Genomic DNA, 15,442 nt, shown 5'->3' with positions numbered 1-15,442 from the left:
GCATGAATCCATCCCGCATTTTTATCCTGCGCCCGGTCGGCACGGCGCTCCTGATGGCGGCGATCATGCTGGTCGGCCTGGTCGCGCTGCGTTTTCTGCCGCTCTCCGCGCTGCCCGCCGTCGACTATCCGACCATTCAGGTGCAGACGTTCTATCCGGGCGCATCGCCCGACGTGATGACGTCGAGCGTCACCGCGCCGCTCGAAAAGCAGTTCGGGCAGATGGCGAGCCTGAATCAGATGTCGTCGCAAAGCTCGGCGGGCGCGTCGGTCATCACCTTGCAGTTCTCGCTCGACCTGCCACTCGATATCGCCGAACAGGAAGTGCAGGCGGCGATCAACGCGGCGGGCAACCTGCTGCCGTCCGACCTGCCCGCGCCGCCGATCTACGCGAAGGTGAATCCCGCCGACGCGCCGATCATGACGCTCGCGGTCAGTTCGAAAACACTGCCGCTGACCCAGGTTCAGGATCTCGCGGACACGCGTCTCGCGCAGAAGATTTCGCAGGTGGCGGGCGTGGGTCTCGTATCGGTGAGCGGCGGCAACCGCCCCGCCGTGCGCATCCGGGCGAACACGCGCGCGCTCGCGTCGTATGGCCTGAATATCGACGACCTGCGCACCACCATTGCCAACCTCAACGTCAATACGCCGAAGGGCAACTTCGACGGCCCCACCCGCGCCTATACGATCAACGCGAACGACCAGCTCACCGACGCCGCCGCCTACCAGAGCGCGGTGGTCGCCTATCGCAGCGGCCGGCCGGTGATGCTGACCGATGTCGCGAGCATCGTCGAGGGACCGGAGAACACGAAGCTCGGCGCGTGGGTCGATTCGACGCCCGCCATCATCCTGAACGTGCAGCGACAGCCGGGCGCGAACGTGATCGCGGTCGTCGACGGCATCAAGAAAATCCTGCCGCAGTTGCAGCAATCGCTGCCCGCGGCGCTCGACGTGCGCGTCGTCACCGACCGCACCACCACGATTCGCGCGTCCGTGCGCGACGTGCAGTTCGAGCTCGCGCTGTCGGTCGTGCTGGTCGTGCTCGTCATCTATCTGTTCCTCGCGAACGTCTACGCGACCATCATTCCGAGCTTGTCCGTGCCGCTCTCGCTGGTCGGCACGCTCGCGGTCATGTATCTGTGCGGCTTTTCGCTCGACAACCTCTCGCTGATGGCGCTCACCATCGCGACGGGTTTCGTCGTCGACGACGCCATCGTGATGATCGAAAACATCGCGCGCTACGTCGAGGAAGGCGATCCGCCGCTCGAAGCGGCATTGAAGGGCTCGAAACAGATCGGCTTCACCATCATTTCGCTGACGGTGTCGCTCATCGCCGTGCTGATTCCGCTGCTCTTCATGGGCGATGTCGTCGGCCGCCTCTTCCACGAGTTTGCGATCACGCTCGCGGTGACCATCGTCATTTCGGCGATCGTCTCGCTCACGCTGGTGCCGATGATGTGCGCGAAGCTCTTGCGCCACACGCCGCCGAAGGAAAGCAAGCGCTTCGAAGCACGCGCGCACCAGTTCATCGATTACGTGATCGGGCGCTATGCGGTCGCGCTGAACTGGGTGCTGGCGCGTCAGCACGCGACGCTGTTCGTCTTCGTGCTCACGCTCGTTTTCACGGCCGTGCTGTACGTCTACATTCCGAAGGGCTTCTTCCCGACGCAGGACACGGGCGTGATCCAGGCCATCACGCAGGCGCCGCAGGCCGCGTCGTATCAGGCAGTCGCCGAGCAGCAACAGGCGCTGGCGAAGAAGATTCTGCAGAACCCGGACGTGGAAAGCCTGACCTCGTTCGTCGGCGTCGACGGCACGAATATCACGCTCAACAACGGGCGCATGCTGATCAACCTGAAACCGCGCGACGACCGCGACAACACGTCGAGCGAGATCATCCGCACGATCCAGAGCGAAGTGGCGGACATTCCCGGCATCAAGCTCTATATGCAGCCGGTGCAGGATCTGACGATCGACTCGACCGTGAGCCCCACGCAATATCAGTTCATGCTGACGGACCCGAATCCGGCCGAATTCGCGGAATGGGTGCCGAAGCTCGTCGACCGCCTGCAGCACACGTCGATCTTGACGGACGTCGCGACGGATCTGCAGCAGAACGGCCAGTCGGTGTATATCGAGATCGACCGCGCGACGGCGGCGCGCTTCGGCATCACGCCCGCGACGGTCGACAACGCACTCTACGACGCGTTCGGCCAACGCATCATCTCGACGATCTTCACGCAGTCGAACCAGTATCGCGTGATCCTGGAAGCCGAACCGTCCGACGCGCACTACAGCGAGACGCTCAACGGCATCTACCTGCCCTCCTCCACCGCGAGCAACGGCCAGGTGCCGCTTTCGTCCATCGCGAAGTTCCACGAGCGCGCCGCGCCGCTGCTCGTCACGCACCTCGGCCAGTTTCCGGCGACGACCGTTTCCTTCAACCTCGCGAAAGGCGCGTCGCTCGGCGAGGCGGTGAAGGCGATCGAGCAGGCGAAGCAGGACATCGGCTTGCCCGCGTCGTTCCAGATCCGCTTCCAGGGCGCGGCGCTCGCGTTCCAGGCGTCGCTGTCGAACGAACTGTTCCTGATTCTCGCGGCCATCGTCACGATGTACATCGTGCTCGGCGTGCTGTACGAGAGCTTCATCCATCCGATCACGATTCTCTCGACGCTGCCTTCCGCGGGCGTCGGCGCGCTGCTCTCGCTGATGATCACCGGGCACGATCTCGACATCATCGGCATTATCGGCATCGTGCTGCTGATCGGCATCGTGAAGAAGAACGCGATCATGATGATCGACTTTGCGCTCGAAGCCGAACGCGATGAAGGCAAGCCGCCGCGCGAGGCGATCTTTCAGGCGTGCCTCCTGCGCTTCCGCCCGATTCTCATGACGACGATGGCCGCGTTGCTCGGCGCGCTGCCGCTGATGCTCGGCTGGGGCGCGGGCTCGGAGCTGCGGCATCCGCTCGGCATCGCGATCGTTGGCGGGCTGATCGTGTCGCAGTTGCTCACGCTCTTCACCACACCCGTCATTTATCTCGGCTTCGATTCGCTCGCCCGCAAGCTGCGCGCGCGCTTTGGCCGCGCGCCGGACGCGGCGGCCGCAGGTGAAGGACGGTAAGGCATGAACCTGTCGCGCATCTTCATCGGCCGGCCCGTCGCGACCACGCTGCTCGCGATCGGGATCGCGCTCGCGGGCATGTTCGCGTTCGTGAAGCTGCCGGTCGCGCCGCTGCCGCAAGTCGATTTCCCGACCATTTCCGTGCAGGCGAGCCTGCCCGGCGCGAGCCCGGAAACCGTTGCGACGAGCGTCGCGAGTCCGCTCGAACGGCATCTGGGCACCATCGCCGACGTCAGCGAAATGACGTCGATGAGCTCCGTCGGCAGCACGCGTATCACATTGCAGTTCGGGCTGAACCGCGACATCGACGGCGCCGCGCGCGACGTGCAGGCCGCGATCAACGCCGCGCGCGCCGACCTGCCGGCCTCGCTGCGTCAGAACCCGACCTATCACAAGGTCAATCCGGCCGATGCGCCGATTCTCGTGCTCGCGCTCTCCTCGCCCACGCGCACGGCGGGCTCGCTCTACGATTCCGCCGCGACCGTGCTGCAGCAGACGCTCTCGACGGTGCCGGGCGTCGGCGAAGTCGATGTGAGCGGCTCCGCGAACCCGGCCGTGCGCGTCGAGCTGGAGCCGGGCGCGCTGTTCCACTACGGCATCGGGCTGGAAGACGTGCGCGCCGCGCTCGCATCGGCGAATGCGAACAGTCCGAAGGGCGCGATCGAGTTCAAGGGCACCCGCGTCCAGCTTTACACGAACGATCAGGCGAGCAAGGCCGCGCAGTACAAGGATCTCGTGGTCGCGTACCGCAACGGCTCGGCGGTGAAGCTGTCCGATGTCGGCGAAGTGGTCGATTCGGTCGAGGATCTGCGCAATCTCGGCCTCATCAACAACAAGCGCGCGGTGCTCGTGATTCTGTACCGGCAGCCGGGCGCGAACATCATCGAGACGATCGACCGCGTCAAATCCATGCTGCCGCAGTTGCAGGCCGCGCTGCCCGCCGACGTGCAGATCACCCCGACCGCCGACCGCTCCGTCACGATCCGCTCGTCGCTGCACGACACGGAGCTCACGCTCATGATCGCGGTGGCGCTCGTCGTGATGGTCGTGTTCCTGTTCCTGCGCAACTGGCGCGCCACGCTGATACCGAGCGTCGCCGTGCCGATATCGATCATCGGCACGTTCGCGGCCATGTATCTGCTCGGCTTCTCGCTCGACAATCTCTCGCTGATGGCGCTCACCATCGCGACGGGCTTCGTCGTCGACGACGCGATCGTCGTGCTGGAAAACATCACGCGGCATGTCGAGAAAGGCGTGCCGCGCATGCAGGCCGCGATACTCGGCGCCCGCGAAGTCGGCTTCACGGTGTTGTCGATCAGCGTGTCGCTCGTCGCCGTGTTCCTGCCGATCCTGCTCATGGGCGGCATCGTCGGGCGGCTGTTCCGCGAGTTCGCGCTCACGCTGTCGCTTGCCATTGGCGTGTCGCTCGTCGTCTCGCTGACCGTCACGCCGATGATGTGCTCGCGCCTCCTGCAGGAGCCGGGCGAGCGCAAGGAAGAAGGCCGCATCGCGCGCTGGCTGGAGCGCCAGTTCACGCGCATGCAGAACGGCTATGAGCGCACGCTCGGCTGGGCGCTCGCGCATCCGCGCACGATCCTCATGATCCTGCTCGCGACCATCGGGCTGAACATTTATCTGTATGTGATCGTGCCGAAGGGCTTTTTCCCGCAGCAGGACACCGGGCGCATCGTCGGCGGCATTCAGGCGGACCAGAGCACGTCCTTTCAGGCCATGAAGATAAAGTTCGCGGAGATGATGAAGATCGTCGAAGCGGATCCGGCCGTGGACAGCGTCGCGGGCTTCACCGGCGGGCGCTCGACCAATTCGGGCTTCATGTTCATTTCGCTCAAGCCCAAGAGCGAGCGCAAGGTGTCCGCCGACCAGGTCATCAACCGCCTGCGCAAGCCGCTCGCGGATGTCGCGGGCGCGCGCACCTTCCTGCAGGCGGTGCAGGACATTCGCGTGGGCGGACGGCAGTCGAACGCGCAGTATCAGTTCACGCTCTTGTCCGACACCACGTCCGATCTCTACAAGTGGGGCCCGCTTCTCACCGACGCGCTGCAAAAGCGCCCCGAACTCACCGACGTCAACTCGGACCAGCAGCAAGGCGGCCTCGAAGCCATGGTCACGTTCGACCGCGCCACCGCCGCGCGCCTCGGCATCAAGCCCGCGCAGATCGACAACACGCTGTATGACGCGTTCGGCCAGCGCCAGGTCTCGACGATCTACAACCCGCTGTCGCAGTATCACGTCGTGATGGAGCTCGCGCCGAAGTACTGGCAAGACCCGGAGATGCTCAAGCAGATCTGGATCAGCACGTCGGGCGGCACGGCAAGCGGCTCGGCATCGACGCAATCGACGACGACTTCGGCTTCGGCTTCGACAGCCGCGACGGGCTCCACGGGCGCGGGCGGCGCCTCGACGAGCGCAACCGACACGACCGCCGCCCTCGCGCTCGCCGCCGTGAAAAATTCGGCGACCAACGCGATTGCGGCCACCGGCAAGAACGGCTCGTCGTCGGGCTCGGCGGTGTCGACCGCGAAGGAAACGATGGTCCCGCTGTCGGCCATCGCGAAGTTCGGCCCGGGCAACACGCCGTTGTCGGTCAATCACCAGAGCCAGTTCGTCGCGTCGACGATTTCGTTCAATCTGCCGCCGGGCAAGTCGCTGTCGGACGCGACCGCCGCCATCTACGAAACGATGGCGGAGATCGGCATGCCGCAGACCATCCACGGCAGTTTCCAGGGCACGGCGCAGGCGTTCCAGCAGTCGCTCAACGATCAGCCGCTCCTGATTCTCGCGGCGCTCGCGGCGGTTTATATCGTGCTCGGCATCCTGTACGAGAGCTACATTCATCCGATCACGATTCTCTCGACGCTGCCGTCGGCGGGCATCGGCGCGCTGCTTGCGCTGCTTTTGTTCAAGACGGAGTTCAGCATCATCGCGCTGATCGCGGTCATTCTGCTGATCGGCATCGTGAAGAAGAACGCGATCATGATGGTCGATTTCGCCATCGAGGCGACGCGTCACGGCGCGTCCACGCCGCAGGACGCGATTCGCGAGGCGTGTCTCCTGCGCTTTCGCCCGATCATGATGACGACGGCCGCCGCCCTCCTCGGCGCGTTGCCGCTCGCGTTCGGCACCGGCGAAGGCTCGGAGATGCGCGCGCCGCTCGGCATCGCGATCGTCGGCGGGCTGATCGTGAGCCAGATGCTGACGCTGTATACGACGCCCGTCGTCTATCTGTACATGGACCGCTTCCGCATTCGCGCGGAGCAACGGCGTGCGCGCCGTCAGAGCGGCGCGCAACCGGCGAACGCATCCGAATGAGCCAGTGAGAAAATGCTGCGGACGCAAACGCGTCGCGCAGCGCACCGCGCCAAAATGACCTACTTTGTCGGATAGAAAACCACGGCGAAGGAGTGTCCCCGCATGAAAACGCTGAAGGTTCTGCTGATCGGCGCGCATGGCCGCACGGGCCGCCTCATCGCCGCGCGCCTGCACGAAGAAGCCATTTCCCTTCGCGCGATGCTGCGAAAATCCGCGCACAAGAGCGAGTTCGCCGCGATGGGCGCGGAAATCGTGCTCGGCGATCTCGCCAACGACTTCTCCCACGCCTTCGACGACATCACGCACGTGATCTACGCGGCCGGTTCGGCGCACGACGAAGGCGTGCACGAGCAACGCGCGATCGATCGCGACGCCGTCATGCGCACCGCCGATTACGCGAAGCGCCGGCGCGTGCGGCAACTCGTCGTCGTGAGCGCGCTGTCGGCGTTTTATCCGGAACGCAGCGGCTTTGCGTTCCGCCATTATTCGCGGATGAAGCGCGAAGCCGATGCCTATGTCGCGCGTCGCGGCGTGCCGTTTGCGATTCTGCGTCCCGGCCCGCTGTCGGATGAGCCCGCGCACGGCGCGATCGCGCTCGCCGACGCGCTCACGACACACAAGCCGCAGGTCGCGCGCGCCGATGTCGCGCGGATCGCGGTGCAGTGCGTGACGCTCGGCATACGGGATCGGCTGATCGCGTTCGTCGGCGGCGACCAGCCCATCGATATCGTGCTGAACACGCTATCGCTGCAACACGCGCAACACGCCCATCACGCTGCGCCGACGAGCCTGTAGCCGACACCCGTTTCCGTCACGATATGCTCGGGCTGCGCGGGATCGCGTTCGAGCTTCTGCCGCAAATGCGCCATGTAGATGCGCAGGTAATGCGGACTCTCGACATGCGACGGCCCCCACACTTCCACCAGCAATTGCCGGTGCGTGAGCACGCGGCCCGCGTGCCGCACGAGCGTCGAGAGCAGCCGGTATTCGATCGGCGTCAGATGCACGTTCTCGCCGCTTCGCGCGACGCGTCGCAGCGCGAGATCGACGGTCACATCGCCGAAGGTCACGACCGGCGTCTCGCTGCCCGACGCCTGATTGCGCCGCCGCAGATGCGCGCGAATCCGCGCCATCAGTTCGGAGACGCCGAAGGGCTTGGTGAGGTAATCGTCCGCGCCGGCATCGAGCGCGGCCACTTTCTCCTCTTCCTGCGTGCGCGCCGACAGCACGATGATCGGCAGCTCGGTCCAGCCGCGCAGTTCCCGAATCACGTCGATGCCGTCGGTGTCGGGCAGGCCAAGATCGACGATCACGAGATCCGGCTTGCGCGTCGCGGCTTCGACGAGGCCCTGCTGCCCGGTTTCCGCCTCGTGAACGGTCATGCCCTGACCTTCGAGCGAGACGCGCACGAAGCGGCGAATCTGCTTCTCGTCCTCGATGAGAACGACGGTTGCGGTCGGGTTCGAACTCAAGGCAGCAGAATCGTCGAGCCGGTGGTCTTGCGCGCTTCGAGGTCTTCGTGCGCGCGCGCGGCCTCGGCGAGCGGATAGCGCTGGCGCACGTTGGTCTTCACTTTGCCCGACGAGACGACTTCGAACAGCTCCGCGGCCATCGTGTCGAGATCGCTGCGCTTGGCGATGTAGCTGAAAAGCGTGGGCCGCGTGAAATACAGCGAGCCGCGTCCGGCAAGCTCCGACGAATCGAGCGGCGGCAACGGTCCCGACGAATTCCCGAAGCTCACGAAAAGCCCGAGCGGTGCGAGGCAGTCGAGCGACGCGATATACGTGTCCTTGCCGATCGAGTCGTACACCACCGGCACGCCCGCGCCGTTGGTGATCTCGCGCACGCGCTGCGTGAAATTCTCGCGCGTGTAGACGATCGGATGATCGCAGCCGTGCGCCTTGGCGAGCGCGGCCTTCTCGTCCGAGCCGACCGTGCCGATCACCGTCGCGCCGAGCGCCTTCGCCCACTGGCACGCGATCATGCCGACGCCGCCCGCCGCCGCGTGAATCAGCACGGTATCGCCCGCTTTCACGCGATAGGTCCGGCGCAGCAGATATTGCGCGGTGAGGCCTTGCAGCATGATCGACGCGGCATCCTCGTAGCTGATCGCATCCGGCAGCTTGACGACGTAGTCCGCCGACATCACGCGCTCCTCCGCATACGCGCCCGGCGGACGCGATGCATACGCGACGCGATCGCCCGGCTTGAATTGCGTGACGCCCTCGCCCACCGCCGTCACCTCGCCCGCGGCTTCCATGCCGAGGCCGCCGGGCAGCGGCATCGGATAGAGGCCGGTGCGGAAGTAGACGTCGATGAAATTCAGCCCCACGGCGTGATGCTTCACGCGGATTTCGCCCTTGCCCGGCGCGCCCACGTCCACATCGACCCACTTCATGACGTCGGGGCCGCCGGCCTTGTCGAATCGGATTGCCTTGGTCATCGCTTCGTTCTCCTTGTTCGTGCTCGGTTCGTGCTCGCTTCCTGCTCACGCGGCCCGCGCAAAGCGCAGGCGCAAATCGTCGAGGATCATGCGCGCCGTCGCGATATTGGTCGCGCACGGCACGTTGTGCACGTCGCAGGCGCGCACCAGCGCGTTGATGTCGGGCTCATGCGGCTGCGGGGTCATCGGGTCGCGCAGGAAGATCACGATATTCACGCGCCCTTCCGCCAGTTCCGCGCCGATCTGCAAATCGCCGCCGTGCGGGCCGGACAGCTTGCGCTCGACGTCGAGCCCGTGCGCCGCCGCAATGCGCCCGCCCGTCGTGCCCGTGGCGACGAGTTCGCACTGCGCGAGCGTATCGGCGAATTCGCCCGCGAGCGTGACGATGTCGTCCTTTTTCATGTCGTGCGCGATCAGCGCGACGCGTGTGGTCATGGTGTGCTCGCTATCAGTAGGTGCCGGGGTACGCGCCGCCGTCGATCAGCAGATTCTGCCCGGTGATGTAGCCCGCATGCACGCTGCACAGGAACGCGCACGCCTTGCCGAATTCCTCGGACGTGCCGAAGCGTCCCGCCGGCAGACTTTCCGCGCGGCGCTTGCGCACTTCGTCGAGCGGAAGATTCTGCGCCTTCGCCTGCGCTTCGAGCGTGACGGCGATGCGGTCGGTGTCGAACGAGCCCGGCAGCAGATTGTTGATGGTGACGCCGGTCGCCGCGACCTTGCGCGCGACGCCCGCGACGAAGCCGGTCAGACCCGAGCGCGCGCCATTGGAGAGCCCGAGCACGTCGATCGGCGCTTTCACCGATGAACTCGTGATATTCACGATGCGCCCGTAACCGCGCTCGATCATCCCGTCGATGGTCGCTTTCATGAGCTCGATCGGCGTCAGCATGTTGCCTTCGAGCGCCTTGATCCACATGTCGTGCGTGAAGGTGCGGAAGTCGCCCGGCGGCGGCCCGCCCGCGTTGTTCACCAGAATGTCCGGCGACGGGCACGCGGCGAGCGCGGCGGCATGCCCTTCGGGCGTCGTGATGTCGCCCGCGACGGTTTTCACGTCGACGCCGTATTGCGCGCGAATGTGCGCCGCGGTCGCTTCGAGCGTTTCGGCCGTGCGCGCGGTGATCACCAGATTCACGCCCTCGGCGGCGAGCGCCTCGGCGCAGCCGCGTCCGAGTCCCTTGCTCGCTGCGCACACCAGCGCCGTACGGCCCGCGATTCCCATATCCATCGTGCTTCCTCCAGTTTTGTTTGTCACAATTTGCGATGTCTCCGCGCAATTCTAGAAGAATCGGGGCGGCAACGTCGGCGGGCCGAATAGTCTTAGGGGCACGCCGCGTTTTGGGTAAACTGTCGCCACTGTCCGCGTCGCCCCAGGCGAGGCGCAAAAGTAACGAATGGCAGCCCATCACACGAGCAGGACGCGCAGCGCGCGAGACCCATGAAACAAGACAGCCGCTTTCCCAATCTCTTTATCCTCGATCACCCGCTGATCCAGCACAAGCTCACGCACATGCGCGACAAGGACACGTCGACGCGCACGTTTCGCGAACTGCTGCGGGAAATCACGCTGCTGATGGGCTACGAAATCACGCGCAACCTGCCGCTCACGACCAAGCGCGTGGAGACGCCGCTCGTCGAGATCGACGCGCCCGTGATCGCCGGCAAGAAGCTCGCGATCGTGCCGGTGCTGCGCGCGGGCATCGGCATGTCGGACGGCCTGCTCGACCTGGTGCCCTCGGCGCGCGTCGGGCATATCGGCGTGTACCGGGCCGAGGATCACCGCCCGGTGGAATATCTCGTGCGCCTGCCGCCCGATCTGGAAGAGCGCGTCTTCATCCTGTGCGATCCGATGGTCGCGACGGGCTATTCGGCGGTGCATGCCGTCGATGTCATGAAGCGGCGCAAGGTGCAGGCCGAGAACATCGTTTTCGTCGCGCTGGTCGCCGCGCCCGAGGGCGTGAAGGTGTTCCAGGACGCGCATCCGGACGTGAAGCTCTATGTCGCGTCACTGGATTCGCATCTGAACGACCATGCGTATATCGTCCCCGGCCTCGGCGACGCGGGCGACCGGCTCTTCGGCACGAAGAACTGAGCGTCGTTAAGCGCTTCTACCGACCGCCGCGCCACGCGCGGCGGTTTTCGTTTCAGCGCGCCTTTGCGCGCCGTTTTGCGATTACGCCCCGATTCGGCGTGATTTCCTCCGGTTTGCGCCGTCTTTGCCGCGCAGATCCGCGCACAGCGGCACTGAGCGCACGCCCCGCCATGCTAAAATTTCGGTCTGTTCCTATTCGGATTACGCCGGACCCGACTGGTCCACGCGGTCCGCGGGCGAACCCGGCCGCCGTTCACGAACGAAGCGCGCGCACGCGCGATCCATGAACGCGGCAAGCGGAACGCGAACAGACATTTTCAGCACGACAGCACACTAGGCGCGCGGCTTCCAGTTCCGCGCGCGATGGAGAAAGGTAATGGCGGGTCATTCGAAATGGGCCAACATCAAGCATAAGAAGGCCGCGGCCGACGCGAAGAAAGGCAAGGTCTGGACACGCCTCATCAAGGAAATCCAGGTCGCGGCGCGCATGGGCGGCGGCGAGATCGATTCGAATCCGCGCCTGCGCCTCGCCGTCGACAAGGCCTACGACGCCAACATGCCGAAGGACAACATCAATCGCGCGATCCAGCGCGGCACCGGCGGCGTCGATGGCGCGAACTACGAAGAAATCCGCTACGAAGGCTATGGCATCGGCGGCGCGGCGATCATCGTCGACACGATGACGGACAACCGCACCCGCACCGTCGCGGAAGTGCGCCACGCATTCTCGAAGTTCGGCGGCAACATGGGCACGGACGGCTCGGTGTCGTTCATGTTCGATCACGTCGGCCAGTTCCTGTTCGCGCCCGGCACGCCGGAAGACAAGCTGATGGACGCGGCGCTCGAAGCCGGCGCGGACGACGTGGTCACGAACGAAGACGGCAGCATCGAAGTGGTATGCCCGCCGAACGATTTCCAGAAGGTGAAGGACGCGCTCGAAGCCGCGGGCTTCAAGGCGGAACTCGCCGAAGTGACGATGAAACCGCAGACGGAAGTCGAGTTCAGCGGCGACGACGCGGTGAAGATGCAAAAACTGCTCGACGCGCTCGAAAATCTCGACGACGTGCAAGAGGTCTATACGAACGCCGCGATCAACGAAGACTGAAGCTTCGGATCGCGAGGGGCGCGGCGAAACCGGATTTCGCCCGCCCTCGATGGAATGTCTTTCGCTTCGGCTCCACATGCCGGAGCAGCGCCGCTCGTTCGACACCGAGTCGCCGCGGCGCGGCATCGCCCGTGGAAGGCGCGTGACGCAGCCGATGTCAGCGCGAGCCGCCTTCGCGGCGCCATGACGGCCGTCATGCGCGCGCTTTATGGTCGATGCGCCCGCCGCTTTTACTCAAGCCGCTTTTTGTCAGGATTTCGGGGATTCACATGAAGTTACTCGTCGTCGGTTCCGGCGGCCGCGAACACGCGCTGGCCTGGAAGCTCGCGCAATCGCCGCGCGTGCAGATCGTTTATGTCGCGCCGGGCAACGGCGGCACCGCGCAGGACGAGCGCCTGCGCAACGTCGACATCACGGACCCGGCGGAGCTCGCCGATTTCGTCGAAAAGGAACATGTCGCGTTCACGCTCGTGGGTCCGGAACAGCCGCTCGCGGCCGGCATCGTCAATCTGTTCCGCTCGCGCGGCCTGAAGATTTTCGGGCCGACGAAGGAAGCCGCGCAGCTCGAAAGCTCGAAAGACTTCGCCAAGGCGTTCATGAAGCGCCACAACATCCCCACGGCCGAGTACGAGACCTTCTCCGACATCGCCGCCGCGCACGCGTACATCGACGCGAAAGGCGCGCCGATCGTCGTCAAGGCGGACGGGCTCGCAGCCGGCAAGGGCGTGGTCGTGGCGATGACGCTGGAAGAAGCGCACGGCGCCGTCGATGCGATGCTCGCGGACAACAAGCTCGGCGATGCGGGCGCGCGCGTGGTCATCGAAGAATTTCTCGCGGGCGAGGAAGCGAGCTTCATCGTGATGGTGGACGGCAAGCACGTGCTGCCGCTCGCCTCCAGCCAGGATCACAAGCGTCTGCTCGACGCCGACCGCGGCCCGAACACCGGCGGCATGGGCGCGTATTCGCCCGCGCCGATCGTCACGCCGCAACTGCACGCGCGCGTGATGCGCGAGATCATCCAGCCGACCGTGCGCGGCATGGAAAACGACGGCATCCGCTTCACCGGCTTCCTGTACGCGGGCCTGATGATCGACGCGAACGGCAACCCGAAGACGCTCGAATTCAACTGCCGCATGGGCGATCCCGAGACGCAGCCGATCATGGCGCGCCTGAAGGGCGATTTCTCGAAGGTCGTGGAACTGGCGATCGACGGCAAGCTCGACACCGTCGATCTCGACTGGGACCGCCGCACCGCGCTCGGCGTCGTGCTGGCCGCGCACAACTATCCGGACACGCCGAGAAAGGGCGACCGCATCAACGGCATTCCCGCGGAAACCGAGAATTCCGTCACTTTCCATGCAGGCACCACGCTCGCCGACGGCAAGCTCACGACGTCGGGCGGGCGCGTGCTATGCGTGGTCGGATTGGCGGATACCGTACGCGGCGCGCAATCCGTGGTCTACGATACAGTGAATCAGATCTCGTTCGACGGCATGCAGTATCGCCGGGATATCGGCTATCGCGCGGTGAACCGCAAGCAATCCGCCGATAAAAGCACCGAAAAGCCCGCCGACAAGCACGGCTAAGCGCGGCCGGAAGGCCCGCATGAGCGACGCGCTGCCGGACCTCGTGTCCGGCAGCGCGCTTTTAAGCGTTTCGAAACGAAGGGTTAACCCCGGAACCGACCAGCCGCAATCGATGAGTGAACCGAACCGCAGCGCGGAACCGCGCGAGCAAGAAGACGCATCCCGCGATATCGGGGCCGTGCGCGACTATCTGACGGGCCTGCAAACGCGTATCGCCGATGCGCTCGGCAACTTCGACGGCACCGCTTTCGCCACCGACGCCTGGACCCGCGAGCCCGGCGCGCATCTGCGCGGCGGCGGCGTGACGCGCATTCTGGAAGGCGGCGGCTTTTTCGAGCGCGGCGGCATCGGCTTCTCCGACGTGCAGGGCGACGCCCTTCCGCCCTCCGCGAGCGCGGCGCGTCCGCAACTCGCCGGACGCGGCTTCGAGGCGCTCGGCGTCTCGCTCGTCATGCATCCGCGCAATCCGCACTGCCCGACCGTGCACGCCAACGTGCGCATGCTCACTGCGCTCAAGGAAGGCGAACCGCCGATCTTCTGGTTCGGCGGCGGCATGGATCTGACGCCGATTTACGGCTACGAGGACGACGCGCGCCATTTCCATCAGGTTTGCCGCGACGCGCTCGATCCGTTCGGCGTCGCGCTGTATCCGCGCTTCAAGACGTGGTGCGACGAGTATTTCTATCTGAAGCATCGCAACGAGCAGCGCGGCATCGGCGGCATTTTCTTCGATGATTACGCGGAAGGCGGCTTCGAGCGGGCGTTCGCGCTAATGCGAAGCGTCGGCGATGCATTCCTGAAAGCCTATCTGCCGATCATCGAGCGCCGCTGCGACACGCCGTACACCGAGCGCGAGCGCGAGTTTCAGGCGTACCGGCGCGGGCGCTACGTCGAGTTCAATCTCGTGTTCGACCGCGGCACGCACTTCGGGCTGCAAAGCGGCGGACGCACCGAGTCGATCCTCATGTCGATGCCGCCCGCCGCGAACTGGCGCTACGACTGGACCCCCGCGCCGGGCACGCCCGAGGCGCGGCTCTATTCGGACTTTCTGGTGCGGCGCGAATGGCTTTGAACCCCGCTGCGCCCTGCACGAAACGCGTCGGCATTTTCGGCGGCACCTTCGATCCGATCCACAACGGACATCTCGCGCTCGCGCGGCGCTTCGTCGAACTGCTTGGGCTGACCGAGCTCGTGCTGTTGCCCGCCGGCCAGCCGTGGCAAAAAGCGGGCGTCTCGGCGCCGGAGCATCGGCTGGCGATGACGCGCGCGGCCGCCGCATCGCTCACGCTCGACGGCGTGCGCATCACCGTCGGCACCGATGAAATCGATCGCCAGGGCGACACCTATACCGTCGACACGCTGGCGCACTGGCGCGAGCGCGAAGGCGCGCAGGCGTCGATCTCGCTTCTGATGGGCGCCGACCAGCTCGTCAAGCTCGACTCCTGGCATCGATGGAAAGAGCTCTTCGACTACGCGCACGTCTGCGTGGAAACGCGCCCGGGCTTCGATGTCGCGACGCTGTCGCCGGCCGTTGCCGCGGAAGTCGCGCAGCGCGCCGCGCCGCGCGAGACACTGCAGGCGAGCCCGCACGGGCACATGCTCATCGACGAAACGCTCCTGCTCGACGTATCCGCCACGGCGATCCGCGAAGCCGCGCGCACGATGACAGACGCGGCCGAGGCGCGCGCCCAGGTCCAGAAGCACGTCCCCGAGGCAGTATGGGACTATATTGTTCAACATCACCTGTACCGGACACGGTAAAGA

Annotated in this window: 12 protein-coding genes; 8 read left to right on the top strand and 4 right to left on the bottom strand. The window is 65.5% G+C overall.

The features are described 5' to 3' along the window. The first annotated feature begins 2 nt into the window (after nt 1-2). The 3 genes from AWB70_RS04185 (at nt 3) to AWB70_RS04175 (ending at nt 7,247) form a co-directional block, all read left to right on the top strand. Nucleotides 3-3,122 carry an MdtB/MuxB family multidrug efflux RND transporter permease subunit gene (locus AWB70_RS04185; RefSeq protein ID WP_053567794.1) on the top strand — a complete coding sequence of 1,040 codons (3,120 nt, stop codon included), beginning with the start codon at nt 3-5 and terminating at the stop codon, nt 3,120-3,122. 3 nt (nt 3,123-3,125) lie between these two features. Further along, a complete protein-coding gene (locus tag AWB70_RS04180) occupies nt 3,126-6,452 on the top strand; it encodes an efflux RND transporter permease subunit (RefSeq protein ID WP_053567793.1) in 3,327 nt (1,108 codons plus the stop codon). 102 nt (nt 6,453-6,554) lie between these two features. Continuing rightward, a complete protein-coding gene (locus tag AWB70_RS04175) occupies nt 6,555-7,247 on the top strand; it encodes an NAD(P)H-binding protein (RefSeq protein WP_053567792.1) in 693 nt (230 codons plus the stop codon). Here the strand turns inward: AWB70_RS04175 and kdpE are convergent. The 4 genes from kdpE to AWB70_RS04155 are packed head-to-tail and all read right to left on the bottom strand — an operon-like array spanning nt 7,223 to nt 10,123. Next, nucleotides 7,223-7,924 (bottom strand): two-component system response regulator KdpE, encoded by a 702-nt coding sequence (gene kdpE / locus AWB70_RS04170; RefSeq protein WP_014190912.1) that lies wholly within the window; start codon nt 7,922-7,924, stop codon nt 7,223-7,225. The genes AWB70_RS04175 and kdpE overlap by 25 nt on opposite strands. Then, entirely contained in the window at nt 7,921-8,895 is a 975-nt protein-coding gene (locus tag AWB70_RS04165) for a quinone oxidoreductase family protein (protein WP_053567791.1), read from the bottom strand. The genes kdpE and AWB70_RS04165 overlap by 4 nt, the downstream gene beginning before the upstream one ends. A 45-nt stretch (nt 8,896-8,940) precedes the next feature. Then, the gene (locus AWB70_RS04160) at nt 8,941-9,330 is read right to left on the bottom strand and encodes a methylglyoxal synthase (protein WP_014190910.1); all 390 of its coding nucleotides are present in this window, start codon (nt 9,328-9,330) and stop codon (nt 8,941-8,943) included. 13 nt (nt 9,331-9,343) lie between these two features. Continuing rightward, on the bottom strand, nt 9,344-10,123 hold the full coding sequence (locus AWB70_RS04155; protein ID WP_014190909.1) for an SDR family oxidoreductase: 780 nt from the start codon (nt 10,121-10,123) through the stop codon (nt 9,344-9,346). A 210-nt stretch (nt 10,124-10,333) separates the two neighbouring features. Between AWB70_RS04155 and upp the strand changes: the two genes are divergently transcribed. From upp to AWB70_RS04130, 5 genes are all read left to right on the top strand, one after another. Beyond that, nucleotides 10,334-10,987 (top strand): uracil phosphoribosyltransferase, encoded by a 654-nt coding sequence (gene upp, locus AWB70_RS04150; RefSeq protein WP_014190908.1) that lies wholly within the window; start codon nt 10,334-10,336, stop codon nt 10,985-10,987. Nucleotides 10,988-11,363: 376 nt separating this feature from the next. Continuing rightward, nucleotides 11,364-12,092 carry a YebC/PmpR family DNA-binding transcriptional regulator gene (locus AWB70_RS04145; protein ID WP_008350627.1) on the top strand — a complete coding sequence of 243 codons (729 nt, stop codon included), beginning with the start codon at nt 11,364-11,366 and terminating at the stop codon, nt 12,090-12,092. A gap of 269 nt (nt 12,093-12,361) precedes the next feature. Beyond that, complete coding sequence (purD, locus tag AWB70_RS04140; protein WP_053567790.1) at nt 12,362-13,678, top strand: phosphoribosylamine--glycine ligase; 1,317 nt, start codon at nt 12,362-12,364, stop codon at nt 13,676-13,678. Nucleotides 13,679-13,790: 112 nt separating this feature from the next. Then, nucleotides 13,791-14,750, top strand: a complete 960-nt coding sequence (gene hemF, locus AWB70_RS04135) for an oxygen-dependent coproporphyrinogen oxidase (protein WP_053567789.1) — start codon at nt 13,791-13,793, stop codon at nt 14,748-14,750. Further along, nucleotides 14,741-15,439 (top strand): nicotinate-nucleotide adenylyltransferase, encoded by a 699-nt coding sequence (locus AWB70_RS04130; RefSeq protein ID WP_053567788.1) that lies wholly within the window; start codon nt 14,741-14,743, stop codon nt 15,437-15,439. The genes hemF and AWB70_RS04130 overlap by 10 nt, the downstream gene beginning before the upstream one ends. The last annotated feature ends 3 nt before the right edge of the window (nt 15,440-15,442 follow it).

The sequence above is a fragment of the Caballeronia cordobensis genome (genome assembly GCF_001544575.2).
Lineage (GTDB): Bacteria > Pseudomonadota > Gammaproteobacteria > Burkholderiales > Burkholderiaceae > Caballeronia > Caballeronia cordobensis.
This window is presented reverse-complemented; position numbering and strand designations above follow the sequence as displayed.